The sequence below is a fragment of the Streptomyces sp. NPDC060027 genome, from assembly GCF_042737005.1.
Classification (GTDB): domain Bacteria; phylum Actinomycetota; class Actinomycetes; order Streptomycetales; family Streptomycetaceae; genus Streptomyces.
Genome location: NZ_JBHWVI010000009.1, coordinates 51944 through 71061 on the forward strand (window position 1 = coordinate 51944; position 19118 = coordinate 71061).

At 70.6% G+C, this 19118-nt stretch carries 14 protein-coding genes; 13 read left to right on the forward strand and 1 reads right to left on the reverse strand.

The window, feature by feature from the left end; translation table 11 throughout:
- Positions 1–59: 59 nt before the first annotated feature.
- From ACFWBT_RS04145 to ACFWBT_RS04200, 12 genes are all read left to right on the forward strand, one after another.
- Entirely contained in the window at positions 60–1385 is a 1326-nt protein-coding gene (locus ACFWBT_RS04145) for a cation:proton antiporter (RefSeq protein ID WP_385695621.1), read from the forward strand.
- A gap of 361 nt (positions 1386–1746) precedes the next feature.
- Positions 1747–2604, forward strand: coding sequence for a hypothetical protein (locus ACFWBT_RS04150; protein ID WP_385695624.1), 858 nt, complete (start codon positions 1747–1749; stop codon positions 2602–2604).
- 14 nt (positions 2605–2618) lie between these two features.
- The gene (locus ACFWBT_RS04155) at positions 2619–3500 is read left to right on the forward strand and encodes a diiron oxygenase (protein WP_385695626.1); all 882 of its coding nucleotides are present in this window, start codon (positions 2619–2621) and stop codon (positions 3498–3500) included.
- On the forward strand, positions 3500–3742 hold the full coding sequence (locus ACFWBT_RS04160; protein ID WP_385695629.1) for an acyl carrier protein: 243 nt from the start codon (positions 3500–3502) through the stop codon (positions 3740–3742). The genes ACFWBT_RS04155 and ACFWBT_RS04160 overlap by 1 nt, the downstream gene beginning before the upstream one ends.
- The gene (locus tag ACFWBT_RS04165; protein ID WP_385695631.1) at positions 3742–4569 is read left to right on the forward strand and encodes a hypothetical protein; all 828 of its coding nucleotides are present in this window, start codon (positions 3742–3744) and stop codon (positions 4567–4569) included. Before ACFWBT_RS04160 ends, ACFWBT_RS04165 begins: the two co-directional genes overlap by 1 nt.
- Complete coding sequence (locus ACFWBT_RS04170; RefSeq protein ID WP_385695634.1) at positions 4569–5552, forward strand: NAD(P)H-dependent flavin oxidoreductase; 984 nt, start codon at positions 4569–4571, stop codon at positions 5550–5552. The genes ACFWBT_RS04165 and ACFWBT_RS04170 overlap by 1 nt, the downstream gene beginning before the upstream one ends.
- Before the next feature lie 5 nt (positions 5553–5557).
- A complete protein-coding gene (locus ACFWBT_RS04175; protein ID WP_385695635.1) occupies positions 5558–6424 on the forward strand; it encodes an alpha/beta fold hydrolase in 867 nt (288 codons plus the stop codon).
- Positions 6417–6671: a hypothetical protein gene (locus ACFWBT_RS04180; protein WP_385695638.1), complete on the forward strand. Its 255-nt coding sequence runs from the start codon at positions 6417–6419 to the stop codon at positions 6669–6671. The genes ACFWBT_RS04175 and ACFWBT_RS04180 overlap by 8 nt, the downstream gene beginning before the upstream one ends.
- Before the next feature lie 9 nt (positions 6672–6680).
- Entirely contained in the window at positions 6681–7277 is a 597-nt protein-coding gene (locus tag ACFWBT_RS04185) for a 4'-phosphopantetheinyl transferase superfamily protein (protein ID WP_385695641.1), read from the forward strand.
- A 103-nt stretch (positions 7278–7380) separates the two neighbouring features.
- A complete protein-coding gene (locus ACFWBT_RS04190; RefSeq protein WP_385695644.1) occupies positions 7381–13623 on the forward strand; it encodes an SDR family NAD(P)-dependent oxidoreductase in 6243 nt (2080 codons plus the stop codon).
- An 8-nt stretch (positions 13624–13631) separates the two neighbouring features.
- Complete coding sequence (locus ACFWBT_RS04195; RefSeq protein WP_385695646.1) at positions 13632–14741, forward strand: thioester reductase domain-containing protein; 1110 nt, start codon at positions 13632–13634, stop codon at positions 14739–14741.
- 189 nt (positions 14742–14930) lie between these two features.
- Positions 14931–15902, forward strand: a complete 972-nt coding sequence (locus ACFWBT_RS04200; RefSeq protein ID WP_385695649.1) for an alpha/beta hydrolase — start codon at positions 14931–14933, stop codon at positions 15900–15902.
- 86 nt (positions 15903–15988) lie between these two features.
- Here ACFWBT_RS04200 and ACFWBT_RS04205 read toward each other — a convergent pair whose 3' ends face one another.
- Positions 15989–16642 carry a TetR/AcrR family transcriptional regulator C-terminal domain-containing protein gene (locus tag ACFWBT_RS04205; RefSeq protein ID WP_385695651.1) on the reverse strand — a complete coding sequence of 218 codons (654 nt, stop codon included), beginning with the start codon at positions 16640–16642 and terminating at the stop codon, positions 15989–15991.
- Positions 16643–16754: 112 nt separating this feature from the next.
- On the opposite strand from ACFWBT_RS04205, the gene ACFWBT_RS04210 reads away from it, so the two are divergent.
- Positions 16755–18230, forward strand: coding sequence for an MFS transporter (locus ACFWBT_RS04210; protein ID WP_385695654.1), 1476 nt, complete (start codon positions 16755–16757; stop codon positions 18228–18230).
- Positions 18231–19118 lie beyond the last annotated feature (888 nt).

A 19118-nucleotide genomic window follows, 5' to 3' on the forward strand; every position in this document is an offset into this window, starting at 1 on the left:
GGGGAGCCCCTGTACGTGCCGTGGACCCACGGCACGCCGCCGCAGAAGGGAACACAGCGATGACCGCCCTCGCCGGGGCCGGTGCCCAGGACATGAAGCTCGCGATCCTGTTCGCCGACATGGCTCTGGTGCTGGTGGCGGGTGCGGCACTGGGGCGGCTCGCCCAGAAGTTCCGTCAACCGATGGTGATCGGCGAGATCACGGCGGGCATCCTGCTCGGGCCCAGCGTGCTCGGCCTGCTGCCGGGCGACCTGACGGCACGCATCTTCCCCGCCGACGTACGGCCGCTGCTGTCCGCGGTCTCCCAGGTGGGCCTCGTCCTGTTCATGTTCGTGGTCGGCTGGGAGTTCGAGAAGCGCCTGATCAGGCCGCACGCCCGGCTGGCCGCGGGGGTCTCGCTGACGTCGATCGCGGTCGCCTTCGGACTGGGCGTGGCCCTCGCGCCGTTCCTGTACGACGAGCACGCCTCGGTGGCCGGGCGTCACATCTCCTTCGCGGCGTTCGCGACCTTCCTCGGCACCGCGATGTCGGTGACCGCCTTCCCGGTGCTGGCCCGGATCCTGCACGAGAACAAGCTCATGGACTCCAGGGCCGGTTCGCTGTCGCTGGCCAGCGCCGCCATAGACGACCTGCTCGCCTGGTGTCTTCTGGCGTACGTCTCGGCCCTCGTCACCGCGCACGGCGACTACTCCGAGCTGGGCCGCATCGGGCTGTACAGCCTGCTCTACGTGGCCGGGATGCTGCTGGTCGTACGGCCGCTGGTGGCCCGCCTGGTGTGGCGCTGGGCCGCCACCGAGCGCTGGTCCGCGCTGCTGTCGGTGCTGTGCGCGGGCGCGCTGACCTCGGCCTGGCTGACCACCTGGATCGGCATTCACGCGATCTTCGGGGCGTTCCTGTTCGGGTTCGTCATGCCCCAGGAGCCCGCCATGGTCCTGGCCGAGCACGTACGCCGGCCCCTGGACCACGTCAGCGTCGTGCTGCTCCCGGTCTTCTTCATCGTCACCGGGCTCGGCGTGGACCTCGGCGCGCTGACCGGGGGTGACGTCCTGGCGCTGGTCGCGATCATTGCCGTGGCCTGCGTCGGCAAGCTGGTCGGCGCGATCCTGCCGGCCCGGATGGCCGGCTTCTCCTGGCGAGAGGCGTCGGACCTGGGACTGCTCATGAACACCCGGGGCCTGACCGAACTCATCATCCTCAACGCCGCCGTCAGCCTGGGTGTCCTGGACGGGCGCATGTTCACCATGCTCGTGATCATGGCCCTCGTCACGACGGCGATGGCCGGCCCGCTGCTGTCCCGGCGCGGCGCCACCCCCGTACCGGACCCGCCCGGGCAGGGCCCGGCGACGGCCGCGCCGCCCGCGGACGTCGGCGCCCCGCGCACCTGAACACGAGCTCTCGTACCCGGCCCGGGAACACCTCCCGCCCGTCCGCGAGAGCGAGTACGAGAACGAGAACGAGCGATTTCCTCACCGTATCGGATTACCGGTGGGGTGATCCAGCATGTCCACGCGTTCAATGAAGAATGCACGAGGAAAGGTGCGGGATTAATCTGTCGCGCCAAGTGGTCCCGCTGATAGCGTCGACAGGGTTCGTTGGCGATCATCGTGTTGATCCTGTATCGGGAGATGGACTGTGTCGGGCCAATCTGTAACGGTGGATACGCCCTGGGAAAAGGTGGCGCATTCTATCGAATTCGTTCCTGCCAAATATTCCAACAAGAATCAGCCGGAATCGGTGGCGCAGGCCATGCTGCATTGTGGAGCTGCGGAGATCGATCGGCTCGTCGCCGCCGGACTGCCGTACGAGGACCGGTCCGGAATCCGTCACTTCGACCCGAACGATCTCTACAACCTGGGCATGTACTCGAACACCTCGAAGACCCAGCCGGAACTCGCGTTCCGCATGCTCTTCCGGTTCGCCGGCCGGCCGGTGGACGCCCTGCTCCGCACGAAGACCTGGGACTTCCAGGTCCACCTGGAATGCCTCGACTGTGCGGGGGAGGCCCCGTGGCGCCTGGAGGAGCCGGACATCGCGCGGTTCGGCGGGAGCCTCACCGACGTGACGGCGCCGGCACCGGGCTCCGCGTCGGCCACGTACAAGGCCACGGTCACCACGACCGGTGCGCGCACTCCGGTGCTCTCCCCGGTACTGCGGCGGCTGACCAGCGAGTACCTGGCGGCCGGCTATCGCTGGCAGATGATTCCCGTGCCCATGCAGGCCGACTACGCGCTGGTGCACGAGCTGGGCGCGACGAGCTGCATCGCGGCCAGCCTGCTGCTCGCCGAGCGCTTCCGGGACGCCGGGTACCGGGCCGAGGCGAAACGGGGCTGGTTCTGCGGTGTGGTCGGCGGCGCCCTGGATCTGCCGCACGCCTGCGTCGAGGTCGAGGACGACGACGGCAGGCTCAAGACCATCGACATCGCCAAGGCCCAGCTCGCCGCGCGGCTCTCCGCGAGCACCGGTGACTTCCAGGAGCTGTGCCTCGGATCGATCTACAACAAAGTCATTCCGTCCACCGCCTCTGGCAACGCCGCTCTGGGCCATCACGACTGCGGCTCACGGACGCCGGTCCACGTGCGTGCGGATATCCGATCGGTGCGTTGAGGAGACGTTTGCACATGGCTGTACGCGAAATCGAACCGGTCGTGCTGGACCTGGACCGGCTGGAACAGATGGCGGAGTCCGGCTACTACAACCCCTACACGGCCTTCGACTGGCCCGACGCCATCGAGGCCGACAAGCCCTGGATGAGCGAGAGCCTGACCACGCTGGCCGGCACCGAGATGTGGGACGAGCTGACCCGCGAACAGCAGCTCGCACTGACCCGGTACGAGGCGATCAACTTCTTCAGCCTCAACATCCACGGCATCCGTGAGCTGCTGACCGAGGTGGTCATGCGCATCCACGAGCGCGCCTACGCGGGCGTCTCGGAGTTCCTGCACCACTTCATCGGCGAAGAGAACGAGCACATGTGGTTCTTCGCCCAGTTCTGTCTGCGCTACGGCGGCAAGCTGTACGGGGCGCAGCCGAAGCTGCGGGCCGACTCGGTGGAGCATCTCTCGCCGCTGGCCCGCGAGTTGGTCGTGTTCGCGCGCGTCCTGATCTTCGAGGAGATCGTCGACCACTACAACGCGCACATGGCGACGGACGAGACGCTGCCGCACATCGCCCGAGAGGTCAACCGGGTGCATCACCAGGACGAGAGCCGGCATGTCGCGTTCGGCCGGATGATCTTCGTCAACCTGCTCGACCAGGTGACCCGGCGCGATCCCGCCGAGGTCCCCCTCATAGCCGAATACCTAGAGAAGTACCTGCAGTACAGCATCGCCACCCTCTACAACCCCGCCGCCTACCGTGACGCGGGCATCCCGGACGCGCTGAACCTGCGGCGGCGCGCGCTGCGACACCCCGCCAGGAAGGCGGCGCACGACCGGGTGCTGAAGCGGACGAGACGCTTCCTCGAGAAGTCGGGCGTGGGCATCGGGGAGCCGGCCGAGTGATGACCGAACCCATGCAGTCCGTCCAGGAGTTCATCCTGGGGCGCAACCCCGAACTCGACCGGCTGGACGGCGATCTCGACCTGATCGACAGCCGGGCCATCAACTCCCTCGCCTTCGTCGAATTCATCTTCCTGCTGGAGGAGTTGACCGGCGAGGCGATCGATCCCGAAGAGTTGGACCTGGACGACTTCCGCACGCTCAACGCGATCGAAGCGCGATTCTTCAAGCAGAAGGCGGCGTGATGACCACAGCGACGGACAACGGCCTGAGCGTTCTGGACGGCGGCCAGCTGCGTCTGCTGCGGGCGCTCGACTCGGTGTTCCAACGCTTGGCCGAGGGATGGCAGGCCCCGGAGTTCCGGTTCCCCTTCCTGATCCGGTGCAAGGACCTGGACACCTTCGACTACTTCGACAACTTCCCGCACCTGGGTCTGGCCGCGACCCGGCTCGACCCGCACCGCCTCGGCAAGCTGCTGACCGAGACGCCGAGGCCGCTGGACACCGTACCGCCCGAGATCATGGAACCGGCCGCCTTCGCGCTGCCGTCGGCGGCCTGCTACGCCATCTATCTCGACCTGGCCGGCACGGCGCTGCCCGACAGCGGGATCACCCGGACGACGCTCGCCACCTGCTTCCGCAACGAGGACCACTACGACGGCCTCCAGCGGCTGCTGGGCTTCTCGATGCGGGAGATCGTCTTCATCGGCCCGGAGCACGGCGCCAAGCAGCACCTCACACGCGCCAAGGACACCGTGCTGACGCTCTGCGCCGAGCTCGGGCTGGACGTGCAGGTCGAGGTCGCGACCGATCCCTTCTTCGACAAGAACAGCGGCAAGGCCAAGATGCAGCGGCTGTTCCCGGTCAAGGAGGAGTTCGTCGTCGACGGCCTGGCGATCGGCTCGGTGAACTACCACCGGAACTTCTTCGGCGAGCGGTGCTCCATCCGGGCCGACGGCGACACCGCGCACACCAGCTGCCTCGCCTTCGGCCTGGAGCGGTGGGTGCACACCCTGACCCAGCGCTTCGGCGACAGTGCCGCCGCGCTGTCCGCAGTGGAGAACCTGAGCTGATGCGCGCCACGTTGGCAGAGGTGCTCGGCATCCGGGTGAGCCTGCTCCAGTCGGGGATGGGTGGCGTCGCGGGCCCGGACCTGGCATGCGCGGTGTCCGAGGCCGGCGCGGGGGGCTGTGCGGGCGGCTACAAGCTGGTCGACGACCCGCTGTCCGCCATGCTCGGGCGGCTCGTCGCGGGAACCGACCGCCCGGTCGGCGTGAATCTGATCCCGGAGGTCGTCGGACCGGACGAGCTCGTCCGGCAGGTCGCGCAGGTGCTCGACCGGACACCGCGGCACGTCTACCTCTCCCTGTTCGGCATGGCCGACGACGCCGTGCTCGACCGGATCACCGCCGCGGGACGCCGACTCGTCGTCCAGATCGGGACCGTCGAGGACGGTGTGCGCGCGGCCGGGCACGGCGCGATCGTGGTGGCGCAGGGCGTCGAGGCGGGCGGCCACCTCCTCGGTACGCCGAACCGGGACGACCTGGTCGCCGAGCTGCGTGCCCTGCTGCCCGACACCTGCCTCGTCGCGGCGGGCGGGATCGGCTCGCCGGCCCAGGCCGCCCGGGCGGTCGCCGCCGGAGCCGACGGCGTCCTGCTCGGCACCGCCTTCGTGGTCGCCCGCGAGTCGATGGCCCACCCGTACTTCAAGACCGCGGTCCGCACCTCCGGCGAGGCCGACACGGTGATCACCGATGTGTACGAGATCGGATGGCCGGGCCGGCGCCACCGCGTCCTCGCCACGAACGTCACCCGCGACCCGGACCAGCCCAAGAAGTTCATCGGCCGCACGGTGGTCGAGGGGAAACAGCACGTGGTGCCGCGGTTCAGCGCCGCGACACCGACCGTCTCCACCACCGGCCGCGTCGAGGAGATGGCGCTGTACTGCGGTCTGTCCTGCGGTGCCGTCTCGCAGGAACGCCCGGCGGCCGACATCGTCGCCGCCTTCGCGCACATCGTCGAGGGCGCCGACGCCCTCGACGGAGGGAAAGGATAGAACCGATGCCAGGCTACGAGAACCTGTCCCGCATGGATCTCACCTACCGCGAGGACACGCCTCGGATCCCCACGCGGGAGGGGGTGGAGCTCTACTACGAGTCCCGCGGCGAGGGCACGCCGATCACCATGGTCAACCCCTTCTTCCTCACCAGCCCGTCATGGCGCGTGTTCAGCGAGCAGCTGGAGAAGGACTACCGCCTCCTCAGCTACGACATGTGCAACCACGGGGCCTCCTCGCACATCCCCGAGGAGCCGACCTGGGACGAGCACATCACCGACCTGATCGGCCTGCTCGACGCCCTGGAGATCGAGTCGACGTATCTCATCGGGGTGTCGACCTCCACCGTGCTGGCCCGGGACATGGCGATCAAGCACCCGGACCGCATCAGGGGCCTCGTACTGACGGGGCCCGTCTTCGGCCCCCGCGGCATGCGGCGCCAGCGGCAGGTGCAGCGGGCGTGGCTCCGTACGCTGCAGACCCACGGCGTCGCGGGCCTCTACGAGCACATGTACCCGGAGGTCTTCAGCGCCGAGATGAACGAGTTCCTCGGCTCTCCGGGCTACCTGGCCTTCCGGGAGGCCTTCTCGGCCCTGTCCACCGTCGAGGACCTGGTCAACGGCCTCACCCACGCCATGAAGGACGAGCACAAGCCCCAGATGCTGGCCGGCATCCAGGCACCGACGCTCGTCGTCATCGGCGACGACGACTTCCTGCTGGGCTCGACGGGCGCCAAGGAACTGGCAGAGCAGTTCCCCGACGGCCGGCACGAGATCATGCCGAAGGCCGGCCACGTGCCCTACGTGGACGACGCCGAGCACTTCCAGGCCCTCGTGCACAAGTTCATCGGGGAAGTGGAAGCGCGTGCCTGACCGGGCGGCGGAGGTGCGGCTGCGCATCAGAGAACTGCTGCTCGGCCTGTTCACCGATGCCGGGTTCCTCAGCGGCGTCCCCGACTCGGCGTCCCTGCGCCAGGCGGGGGTGTCGTCCAACGCGCTGGTCAGCCTGCTGGTGGCGATGGAGGACGCCTTCGGCTTCGAGTGGGACGACGACGTCCGGCCGGAGGCCCTGCGCTCGGTCGAGTCGCTCGCCGACCACGTGCTGGCACTCCGGGTCTGAGGGCGCACGGTGACCGTCGACCTGCCGCTTCCCGCCGAGGTGGCGGCGGGCGTCCGGATCGCCTGGCGTCCGGTCCGGCGGCCGTACGGCCCGGCCCAGGAGTCCGCGGCCGGCCGCCGTGCGGCATCGGCGGCACTCGCCGCGGCCGGCGCCGCCACATCCGTCGTGTCGCGCCACGCCGACGGCCGGCCGCGCTTTCCGCCGGGCTTCGCCGGGTCGATCTCGCACACCGGCCGGCTGGCCGTCGCGGTGGTGGTCCCGGGTGGTGCCGGGGTCGGCGTCGACATCGAGGACGCGGTGATCGGTCCCCGCGTCGCCCGGTTCGTCCTGCGTGAACCGGAGCGGCACACGCTGCTCGTACCGGGAGCGGGATTCACCTCGCGGGAGCTGTTCGCCGCCAAGGAAGCGGCTTTCAAGGTGCTGTACGGCCCGGAGACCAAGGACGACCTGCTGTTCTGGCGCGTCGAGCTCAGCCGCTCCGGCGACGCGCTGGAGGCGTCCTACCGGGGCGCGCGGGTGCCGGTCTGGGTGCGCTCCGAGACGGATCTCTCCCTGGCCGTCGCCCTCCGCACGTGTCCACGCGGGCCGGTGGTGACGTCGTTCTGAGCACGGTCACGGATGAATTGCGCACATTAAAGAAGATTGACCAGCTGGACAGCAACTCTCGTTGGATCGCCAAGTACGGTCCGTTCCGCAAAAAGGAGTCGTCGTGTCGGATCCCAGGGATATCGCGGTCATTGGCATCGGGTGCCGATTCCCGGGTGGAATCGATTCCCCAGAGGGTTTGTGGGATCTGATCGAGCGCGGCGGCGACGCGATCACGGACGTCCCGGCGGACCGCTGGAACGCGGAGGACTACTACGACCCGGAGAAGGGCGTGCCCGGCCGGTCCGTGTCCCGCTGGGGCGGCTTCCTCACCGATGTCGCGGGTTTCGACGCGAAGTTCTTCAAGCTCGGCGAGCGTGAGGCGCTGTCCACCGACCCGCAGCACCGGGTCCTGCTGGAGACCGCCTGGGAGGCGGTCGAGCACGCCGGGATGCGGCCGTCCGCGCTCGCGGGCACGCGCACCGGCGTGTTCGTCGGGATGGCGCACATGGACTACGCCCTCGCCTGCCACGGCCCCCAGGAACAGGAGAAGATCCACCCGTACGGCTTCACCGGCTCCGCCCCGAGCATGGGGTCGGGCCGGATCGCCTTCGCGCTGGGCCTCACCGGCCCGGCCCTGAGCATCGACACCGCCTGTTCCTCGGGTCTGACGTCGGTGAACCTGGCGGTCCAGAGCATCCGCGGCGGCGAGAGCGACATGGCGCTGGCCGGCGGCTGCATGATCATGCTGGTTCCGGACGCGACCGTGTCCTCGTCCGGTCTGGGGATGCTCTCGCCCACCGGCCGGTGCCGGCCCTTCGACCAGGGGGCCGACGGGTTCGTCCGGTCCGAGGGCTGCGGCGTGCTGCTCCTGAAGCGCGCCTCGGACGCGCTGGCCGACGGGGACCGCATCCTCGCGGTGATCAAGGGCGTCGCCTCGAACCAGGACGGCAGGACCGAGACGATCACGATGCCCTCGGAGTCCGCCCAGGTGGCGGTGCACCGGGCCGCCCTGGCCGACGCGGGTGCCGAGCCGGAGACGATCGGGCTGGTGCAGGCGCACGGCACCGGGACCCCGGTCGGCGACCCCATCGAGTTCCGGGCGCTGGCCGAGGTGTACGGCCGCGACAGCGGATGCGCCGTGAGCTCGGTCAAGTCGAACATCGGCCACACCGAGTCCGCGGCGGGCACGGCGGGCCTCATCACCGCGATCCTGGCGCTCCAGCGCGGCGTCGTGCCCGGGACCCTGCACCTGAACGAGCTGAACCAGGAGATCAGCTCGCTGCCCACCCACCTGTTCGTGCCCGGCGAGATACAGCCCTGGCCGGACGAGCGGCGGCCCCGGCGCGCGGCGGTCTCCGCCTTCGGCATGACCGGCACGAACGCGCACGCGATCCTCGAGGAGGCGCCGGTCGTCACCCGGCCGGCCCCGCGGCGCACGCGGGAGCGGCTGCTGTTCCCGCTGTCGGCCACCTCGACGGAGGAACTCGCGCCGACCGCGACGCGCATCGCGGACTGGCTCAGCGCCCATGACGAGGTCGAGCCGTCCGACCTCGGCTACACCCTCGCCCGGTGCCGCGATCACCGCGACCTACGCACCGCGGTGATCGCCACGGACCGCGAGGAGCTGATCGCCGGCCTGCGCGGCCTCGGCGACCAGCTCGCCGCGCGACCCCCGGCCCCCGCGACCGGCGACGACTCGCGCGGCCCGGTCTGGCTGTTCTCCGGCCAGGGCTCCCAGTGGGCCGGCATGGGCGCCTCACTGCTCGCCACCGAACCGGCGTTCGCCGCCCTGGTCGCGGAGGCCGAGCCGCTCATCCAGCGCGAGTCGGGCTTCTCGGTGACCGCGGCGCTGACCTCGCCGGAGACGGTGACGGGCATCGACCGGGTGCAGCCGACCCTGTTCGCCATGCAGGTGGGACTCGCCGCGGCCTGGCGGGCGGCCGGTGTCCGGCCGGGCGCGGTCATCGGGCACTCGCTCGGCGAGGTCGCGGCCTCCGTCGTCGCCGGAGCACTCTCGCTCGAGGACGGCGTCAAGGTGATCTGCCGCCGGTCCCGGCTGTGCGCCAGGCTGGCCGGCGCGGGCGCGATGGCCTCGGTCGAGCTGCCCGCCGCCCGCGTCGAGCAGGAGCTGGCGGGCCTCGACGACGTCGTCGTGTCGGTCATCGCCTCACCGGAGTCCACGGTGATCGGCGGAGCCACCGAGCGGGTCCGCGACCTGATCGTGGAGTGGGAGCGCCGGGGCGTGCTGGCGCGCGAGGTGGCCGTCGACGTCGCCTCGCACTCCCCGCAGGTCGACCCGATCCTCGCCGAACTCGCCGACGTGCTCGCCGATCTGGCCCCGACCACCGGGACGGTGCCGATGTACAGCACCGCGATGGACGACCCGCGACTCCGGCCCTCGTTCGACGCCGACTACTGGGTCGGCAACCTCCGCCGGCCCGTCCGCTTCGGCGACGCGGTGATGGCCGCGCTCGACGACGGCCACCGCGTGTTCCTCGAACTCTCCCCCCACCCGCTGCTGACCCGGGCGGTGGACCAGTGCGCCCGGTCGGCGAGCCTGCCCGCGAACGCCATCGCGAGCATGCGGCGCGCCCAGGAGACCCCGTACGGCCTGCTGCACAGCCTCATCGAGGTGCACGCCGCGGGCGGCGGTGTCGACTTCGCCGCCCTGTACCCGGGCGGCGAGCTGGTCGACGCGCCGCTGCCGACCTGGACCCGGCAGCACCTGCTGGTCAGGCCCGGCCAGTCGCGGCTCGCCCACACGGTCAGGATCCACCCGCTGCTGGGCGTACACATCCGCCTCGACGAGGACGAGGAGCGCCACGCCTGGCAGTCGGACGTCGGTACCTCGGTGCTGCCCTGGCTGACCGACCACCGGGTGCGGGACGTCGCGGCCTATCCGGGAGCGGCGCACTGCGAGTCCGCCCTGACCGCCGCCGCCGAGATCTTCGGGCCCGGCGCCGAGGTCCACAACCTGAAGTTCGAGCGCATGCTGCTGCTCAGCGGAAACACCGACCTGTCCACGTCCGCGACGGTGGACAGCCCGGGGCAGGCCCGCTGGGAGGCGGTCACCACCGAGAACGACGAGCGGGCACGGCTCGCCTCCGCCACCCTGCACGCCCCGTCGGCGGACCGGGCCGAGCCCGTACCGCTGGACATCGACCTGCTCATCGAGGAGCACACCGAGCGGCTGTCGGGCGACGACCTGCGCGGCACCCTGAACGAGCGCGGCATCCAGTACGGGCCGGCCTTCCAGGGGGCCGTGGCGGCCCACCGCGGCGCGGCGGCGGAGGGTGGGCGGAGCGTCCTGGCCGAGGTCACCCTCCCGTCCCAGTTGCGCAGCGGCAACGACGGCTTCTCCGTCCATCCCGCCCTGCTGGACGCCTGCTTCCAATGTGTCGCCGCGCTGCCCGCCGTCGCGGGCGACGGCGAGGGCGGCCTGCTGCTCCCGCTGGAGGTCCAGCGGCTCCAGCTGTGGTCGACCGTCGGCGGCGCCGGGTACTGCCACGTCCAGCTCCGCTCCAGCGACAGCAACCGGGTGATCGCCGACGTCCGGCTGACGGACAAGTACGGCGCGGTCCTGCTGACCGTCGACGGCCTGGTCATGGGCACCCACGCCAGCGGCGAGGAGAACGCCGACCAACTGCTCAACGAGCGGCTGCTCACCATCGCCTGGCAGCAGCAGGAGCCGCCGGAGCCCACGGGCAAGCCCACCGTCGAGCCCTGGCTGATCCTGGCGTCTCCCCGGTCCGTGCCGGCCCCGGACGAGCTCGCGGAGGCGCTCCGCGAACAGGGCGCCCACTGCGAGATCCGGCCGTGGCCGGCGCCCGGCACGCAGGTCGCGCTCTCCGACACCCCCTGGCACGGCGTCGTCCTGCTCTGCCCCCGTCCGGCCGGGTCCGCCGGGGAGGACGCCGTCGCCCTCGGACGTGACCTGGTGGCGTCGGTCGTCGAGGTCGCGCGGGAACTCGCCGGAGCCGACGGCACCCCGCCACGCCTCTACACGATCACCGAGAGCGCGCAGCGGGTCGTACCCGGCGACCTGGTCAACCTGGAGCACGCCGGGATCCGCGGACTGCTCCGCGTGATCGGCGCCGAGTTCCCCGAACTGCGGGCCACCCAGATCGACGTCCGTAGCGACCAGGAGGACGGTCCGGCGGCGAAGAACCTCGCGGCGGAACTCACCTCGGACACCGCGGACGACGAGACCGCCTGGCGCGCGGGGCGCTGGTACACCGCCCGGCTCCAGCACGCGCCGCTCGCCGCCGACGAGCGCCACCCGGCAACGGCGGGCGGCCCGGCCGACGGCGTGCGCATGGAGATCCGCCAGCCCGGCGACCTGGACACGCTGGAACTGACCGTGGTCCCGCGCCGCGCCCCCGGCGCCGACCAGATCGAGATCGAGATCGGCGCCGCCAGCATCAACTTCCACGACGTCCTGTTCGCCCACGGGAACTACTTCGCCTTCGAGGGCGTGACGCCGGCCCTCGGCGTCGACTGCGCGGGCACCGTCGTCCGGGTCGGCGACGCGGTGACGGAGTTCCAGGTCGGCGACCGGGTGATGACCAGCGCCGCCACCGAGGGCGCCTGGGCCAGCCACGCGACGATCGGCGCGGCGCTGGCGGCGCCGCTGCCGGACGCTCTGAGCATCGAGCAGGGCGCCGCCGTCCCGGCGGTGTACGCCACCGTCTGGTACGGGCTCATGGAGCTGTCCAGGCTGCGTCCGGGCGAGCGGGTGCTGATCCACTCGGCGACTGGCGGAACGGGCCAGGCGGCGATCGCGGTGGCCCGGCACGTCGGGGCGGAGATCTACGCCACGGCCGGCAGTGAGGCGCGCCGGGACTGGCTCCGCGCGCAGGGGATCGAGCACGTCTACGACTCCCGCAGCCTGGAGTTCGCCGACCGCATCCGCGAGGACACCTCAGGAGCCGGCGTCGACGTCGTCCTGAACTCGCTCACCGGTGCCGCGCAGCGCGCCGGCCTCGATCTGCTGTCCTTCGGCGGCCGTTTCGTCGAGATCGGCAAGCGCGACATCTACCGCGACGGGAAGCTGGGCCTGGCACCCTTCCGCCGCAACCTCGCCTTCTACAGCGTCGACCTCGAACTGATGGCGGTGGCCGACCCGGGCAGGCTGGGTCGCCTCCTGCGGGAGGTGTCCGAGCGGATGGCGGCCGGCGAGCTGACGCCGCCGACGACGACCTCGTTCCCGCTGGCCGAGGCGGCGACCGCGATCCGCCGGATGGCCTCGGCCCAGCACATGGGCAAGCTCGTGCTCACCACGGCGGTGGAACAGGGCACGGCGGCCGTGCTCGCGCCCGACCGGGTCCCGGTGTACCGCGCCGACGGCGCGTACGTCATCACCGGCGGCCTGGGCGGTCTCGGACTGCGTCTGGCCCGCCACCTGTCCGCGGCCGGCTGCGGCCGGATCGTGCTGAACTCCCGGTCCGCGCCCGGCGAGGCGGCGGCCCGCGAGATCCAGGCGATGCGCGACGCGGGTACCGAGGTGCACGTCGAGTGCGGGGACATCTCGGACCCGGGGACCGCCGGACGGCTGGCGGCCGCGGCCAGGGCCACCGGGCTCCCGCTGCGCGGCGTCCTGCACGCCGCGGCGGTGGTGGAGGACGCGACCATCACGAGCATCACCCGCGAGCTGATCGACCGGGACTGGGCGTCCAAGACCTACGGCGCCTGGTACCTCCACCAGGCCACCGCGGAGGACGACCTCGACTGGTTCTGCTGCTTCTCATCAGCCGCCGCGCTGCTCGGCTCGCCCGGGCAGGGCGCCTACGCAGCCGCGAACAGCTGGCTCGACGGTTTCGCCGCCTGGCGGCACGCGAAGGGGCTGCCGGTGACCACGATCGCGTGGGGGGCCTGGGGCGAGATCGGGCGCGGCGCCGTCCTCGCCGAGGCCGGCGACACCACCATGATCACTCCCGAGGAGGGGGTGCACGCCTTCGACGCCCTGCTGCGCCGCACCCGGCCCTACACCGGCTACCTTCCGCTCTCCCGGGCGCCCTGGCTGACCGCGCTCGCCCAGCGCAGCCCGTTCGCGGCGGCCTTCAAGGACGACCGGGGCGACCACCCGCAGTCCTCGGAGCTGCGGCTCGAGTTCGAGGCGCTGCCCGCCGGCGAGCGCGTCTCCTGGCTGCGGCGGTTCGTCGCGGGGGAGGCCGCGGCGATCGTCCGCAGCGCCGTCGACCCCAGCCGGCCCTTCAACGACTACGGCCTGGACTCGCTCGGCAACCTGGAACTGCGGACGCGGATCGAGACGAACCTCGGAATACGCATCGCCCCCAAGGCGGTGGCCGAGAACAACTCGGCCCAGGCGCTGGCCCAGCACCTGGCAGACCACATCGGCACCTGAGAGATGGCATGACCGCGATCATTCTGTCCGGTGCGACCGGATCACTCGGCGGCCACCTGGCCGCCGCCCTGCTGGAACAGTCCCATCCCGTCATCTACTGCCTGGTCCGCGCCACGGACACCGCCACCGCCGACCGGCGGCTGCGGAACCGGATGGCCGAGGTCGGCTCGGACGACCCGGCACGGCTCGTCGCCGTTCCGGCCAACCTCGAGTCGCCCCGGCTCGGCGTGCCGCCGCAGGTCTGGAAAACCCTCACCGACCAGGTGACCCGGATCTTCCACTGCGCCGCGTCGGTCCATCTCACGGCGACGTACGCGCAGCTCGCGCCGGCCAACGTCGGCGGCACGAGGGAGCTGATCGGCCTGGCCACGGCCATCGCCGAACGCTCGGGTTCGCCGGTCGGCTTCCACTACGTCTCGACGCTGGCCGTCTTCCTGGACTCGGTCAAGGCCGGGCTCGCCGAGGTGGACGAGACCACGCGGCCGTCGATGGAGACCGCGGGGGAACTCGGCTACCCGCGCTCCAAGGTCGCCGCCGAGCGTGTGGTGGCCAGGGCCGCGGACAGCGGCGTCGTCAGCACGGTCTACCGCCCCGGACTGGTCACCGGGCATTCGGTGACGGGCGACACCTCCAGCTCCGACCTGCTCATGCCGGTGCTGCGCGCGATGGTCGCGATCGGATACGCGCCGGACCGGGCCGAAGCGGTGCCCGGAGAGGCGGTCGATCTCGTCGCCCGCCACATCGCGGGGCTCTCCGTCGGTCGGACAGGGGGCCAGGCGTACCACATGGTCAAGCCCCGGCCGGTCTCGCTCATGCACGCCTTCGACGCGCTTCGCCGGGCCGGCTACCCGCTGGCCGAGGTGTCGCCCGAGAAGTGGTGGGAACTGGCGGCGCACCGCCGTGAGGACCCCGAGGTGGCACCGCTGATGCACATGGGTCCGATCGGCCGCCGGATGCTGGGCCTGGAGCCCGGGTACCTGCTGCCGTCGTTCCGCAGCGACCACACCTACGGCGTCCTCCGTTGCGCCCTCCCGGAGCCGGCCGCGCTCGACGAGGGCTTCTTCGACCGGCTGGTGGCCCACGGGCTCACCCGGTTCGCCCCACCGCCGAAGGGATGAGCCCGACAGACCAGGAGTCGGTTCCCGGTCCAGCTCCCCGGACCGGGGCCGACGCACACCATGTGACACCTGCTTCCCATGCCGTGGTGCCGTGCTCTTCGACTGCCGTGCTCTTCGACTGCCGTGCCGGCGAAGTGAATCCGGGGAGCGTGCGCTCCGGCCCGGCGACCGAGTACGTGGAGAATCGCGATGCCTCTGGACCGTCTACTCCGGCACCTGATCGCCTGGCAGAGCGCCGACGGACCTCCCGTCCCCGACCGGGAACTGACCATCGAGCAGGCCCGGGAACGATACCGGGCGAACGCGGCGCACCCGCGGCGGGACAAGGACGCCTCCGGCCCGGCCGTGACATCGGCCGACCGGCTGATCGACGGTCCGGACGGGTCGGCGCTCGGGGTCAGGGTCTACACCCCGGAGCCGGCCGGGCAGCGGGTGGTCACCTTCCTGCACGGTGGAGGATGGGTGCTGGGCGACCTCGACAGCCACGACGGGGCCTGCCGGGCCATGGCGGCAGCACTGGGCGCGGTCGTGGTCGCGGTCGACTACCGGCGGGCGCCCGAGTTCCCCTATCCCGCGGCCCTGCGCGACGCCGTCACCGCGGCCCGGTGGACGGCCCGGTCCTTTCCCGGCCGTGCGCACGTGATCGCGGGCGACAGTGCGGGCGCCAGTCTGTCCCTGGGCGTCGTCCTCCAGGCGCCCGACGTCCGCTTCGCGGCGCAACTGCTGGTCTATCCGCCGGTGGACCCGAGTCTGATGATCGCCTCGGCCGGCGAGCACAGCAAGGGCTATCTGCTGAGCGTCGAGGACATGGCCTGGAACTACGAGCGCTACGTCCCCGACCCGCGGCGGCGCGCCGACCCCGCCGTCGACCTGCTGAGGGCGGACCTCCGGAACATGCCTCCGACCGTCGTCGCCACCGCCGAGTACGACCCGCTGCACGACGAGGGCGTGGAACTGGCGGCGAGGATGCGCGCCGCGGGAGTGGCCGTACGCCATGTACCGGGTGAGGGGCTGGTGCACGGCTACTTCCTGATGCAGGGCATCATTCCGGCGGCGGCCGCGTGCGCCCGACGGGTCATCAGGGCACTGGACATGCTGCTGAACGCGCAGGACGCGGAAGCCGGGAGCAGTTCGCCCCGGGGAGACCGAGGCGAGCGGTGAGACCCGACGTCGTCGGGTCGGCGGGACGGGAGCCGGGGAGCGCGGCGGACGGGTTCCCCGGTGAAGCGGAACCCGACCAAGGATCCCTAGGGAGCGGCCTGTTGAGCTGCTTCCCCCTGCGGCAGGGTCGCCTGGAGTCGGCAGAGCCCGTCGATGAAGACGTTCAGCCCGTAGTCGAACCGCTCCGCCGGGTCCGTGCCCGTCAGTGAGTCGAGGGCCGCCGCGTACTGCGGTGACACCTTCACGTTGAGCCGCTCGGTGTGGACCCGCCAGTCGTGGTCGGGCGGCAGCCGCAACTGGGCCTGTTCCTCGATGGTGTGACCGAGCACGTAGTAGAAGAGGGCGAAACTCATCCAGCCCGCCTGGGCAGGGGGCAGGCCGGCTCCGCAGAGCACCTGGACGGCCATGTCCGAGCCGATGATGGTGTTCGCTCCGGGGGCGAACGTCCCGGCCACCACATTGGCGCCGTCGCGATGGCTGAGCAGGGCCGTACGGAGCCGGTTGCTCAGAATCTGGATCTGCTCGGGCCAGGAGACGTCCGGCAGGGGGTCGCCGATGCCCTCGACGATCTTGTCGGCCACGGCGTCGAGCAGAGCCTCCTTGTTCGGGAAGTGCCGGTAGAGAGCGCCACCCTGCACGTTGAGTGCTGCGCTGAGCTTGCGCATCGTGAGCTGGTCGAGACCCTCGGCGTCGAGGAAGCGCAGCGCTTCCTCGACCACGTCGGTTTTGCGCAGCGGCATCGAGACTCCCTTGATTGACATCCTCCGGGCCGCATCGTACCGTGAACGTTGTTCACGTGAACGCTGTTCACTTGACCGTGGTTCACTCGTGGTCAATCACTGAGGAGACTCCATGTCCGGGACCCGAGACGCGTCGACACCCTCTGTGTTACGGCCGAATCTGCCTCTCGGCGTCGTCGTGGCCATGTCCTGTCTCGCCCTGTTCATGGTCGTGCTCGACGCCACCATCGTCACCGTGGCCCTGCCGGACATGCAAGCCGGGCTGGGGCTGTCGACCGATCAGCAACAGTGGGTGGTCAGCGGCTACTTGATCACCTTGGGTGGCTTCCTGCTCCTGGCGGCCAGGGCCGGCGACCTCTTCGGACACAAGCGGGTTTTCCTGTTCGGCGCGGTCCTCTTCACCGTCGCCAGCCTGATCGGCGGTCTGGCGTCCGGTCCGGTCGTCCTGATCGCGGCCCGGATCGCCCAGGGTGCCGGGGCCTCCGCGCTCACCCCCACCAGCCTGAGCCTCATCACCGCGAGCCACACCGACGAACGCGAGCGCGAGCACGCCTTGGCGCTGTGGAGCATGATGGGCGGGGTCGCCGGCCTGGCCGGAGTGGTCCTCGGCGGCGTCCTCACCGCCGAACTGAGCTGGCGCTGGGTACTGTTCGTCAACATCCCTCCCGGCATCGCACTGTTCGCCGCCGGCCTGCTGTTCCTGCTTCCCCCCGCCAGGACGGAGCGCATCCGGCTCGACCTGCCCGGCGCCCTGTGCGTCACCCTCGGGATCGGGGCACTCACCTACGGGCTCTCGGAGGCTTCCTCCGAGGGCTGGGGTTCCCCCGACACCCTGGTGCCGCTGATCGCGGCCGCGGTCCTCATCGCCGGCTTCCTGGTGGCCGAGGCCAGAGGCTCCAACCCGCTCATCCCGCTCGACCTGCTCCGGCCGCGGACGCTGCGGATCGCGAATGTACTCATGTTCTGCCTCGGCGTGACGCTGACCGCCCTGCTCTTCTTCCTCTCGCTGTACTGCCAGCAGGTGCTCGGCTACAGCGCCTTGCGCACCGGCATGGCCATGCTGCCCGTCACCGTCATCTTCATCGTCGGCGGCCTCACCTCCCGTCAGCTCGTGCCCGTGGTCGGTCCCCGGCGCATGCTGGTGGCCGGCGGCCTGATCTCCGCCGCGGGCATCGCCTGGCTCGCCACCGTCCCCACCCACTCCGCCTATGTGACCCACATCCTCCTGCCCAACCTGGTCGGCGGATTCGGCGTCAGCATCATGCTGCTCGCCGTCACCATCAGCGGCACCTCCGGGGTGGCTCCCCGGAACGCCGGTGCCGCCTCCGGCCTGCTCAATACCTCCCGTCAGATCGGCGGAGCCGTCGGTCTCGCCGTGCTCGTGAACATCGCTTCCACCGTCACCTCTCATGCCAGTCATGACAAAGGCCGCCTCGACGCGCTCGTCCAGGGCTACCGCGTGGCGTTCCTCGTGAACGGCGGGCTCATGCTCGTCGCCGCGCTGGCCGCGCTCGCGTTGCCGGCGATGGCGGTCAAGGAGAAGACCCCCGAACCGCTCGACAACCAGACGGCGCCCACGCGGCCGTGACCCGAAACTGTCTTTGCTGATTTGCTGCTTGAGAAGGATCGGCCGGGCGAATGAGCCCGGCTCGATCCCTTTTTTGATCAGGCTGGAAATCGACAGAAAGGAGAACGCCAAGGCCCCGGCCCGCAGCCGGTCGGTGAAATAATAAGAGAGCGCGTGTATACCGGATGCGAGGCGAACTCGGCGCATGCGGATCGTGGAGTTTTCCCTTCTTCACGACCCGCGAGGCTGCCGTGCTCGCCCGCTTCGCTGTATTCGGACCCCGGGCATCAATTCGAGCCACGCGTCGCCGAAATCGATTGCCGGATGGCCGGGCCGCCGCGATTAGTGGGTGCCGCCCCGTCGGAGGGTAAAGAGTGAACAGCACCTGCTTTCACCTGGAATCCACCCGCCGCTGAGGCGCCGGTCGTTCCTTGTCCTCGCCGTTCTACGCCACGATCGGCCTCATGAAGATACGTTCCTTCAGGGGAACCTGTGTCGAGGGTGTGTGGATCGCGTAGAGCCGGGTTCGACTGGTTCGACAAGGCAAAGAGCGGGCGGGTTGACCGCGGGTGATGCCGGCTCTTCGCATGCCGTCGACGGCGACAGGTCCGAATTCCATGCTCCGTCGATGATCAATTCCGTGTCGACGGCCCCGTCTGGATGTGTGATCGACAAGCCGAGAACCGCGCTAATCGGACCCGCAAATTCCAGCTGTGCGGTTCTTCATTCCGAACGAATTCTGGCATTTCGACGCGGCGCGCCGCAACCGGCTCAACCTTTGGCCAAAACCTCTTGACTCGAAACATCGTGACTGACTATCTTCGACCGCTGTCGGCCTCAAAACGGGGGAGGTTGAGCATGGCGTACTTGTCGCGTGTCGGCTTATGGCGAAGAGCAGCGCGGAAGTGC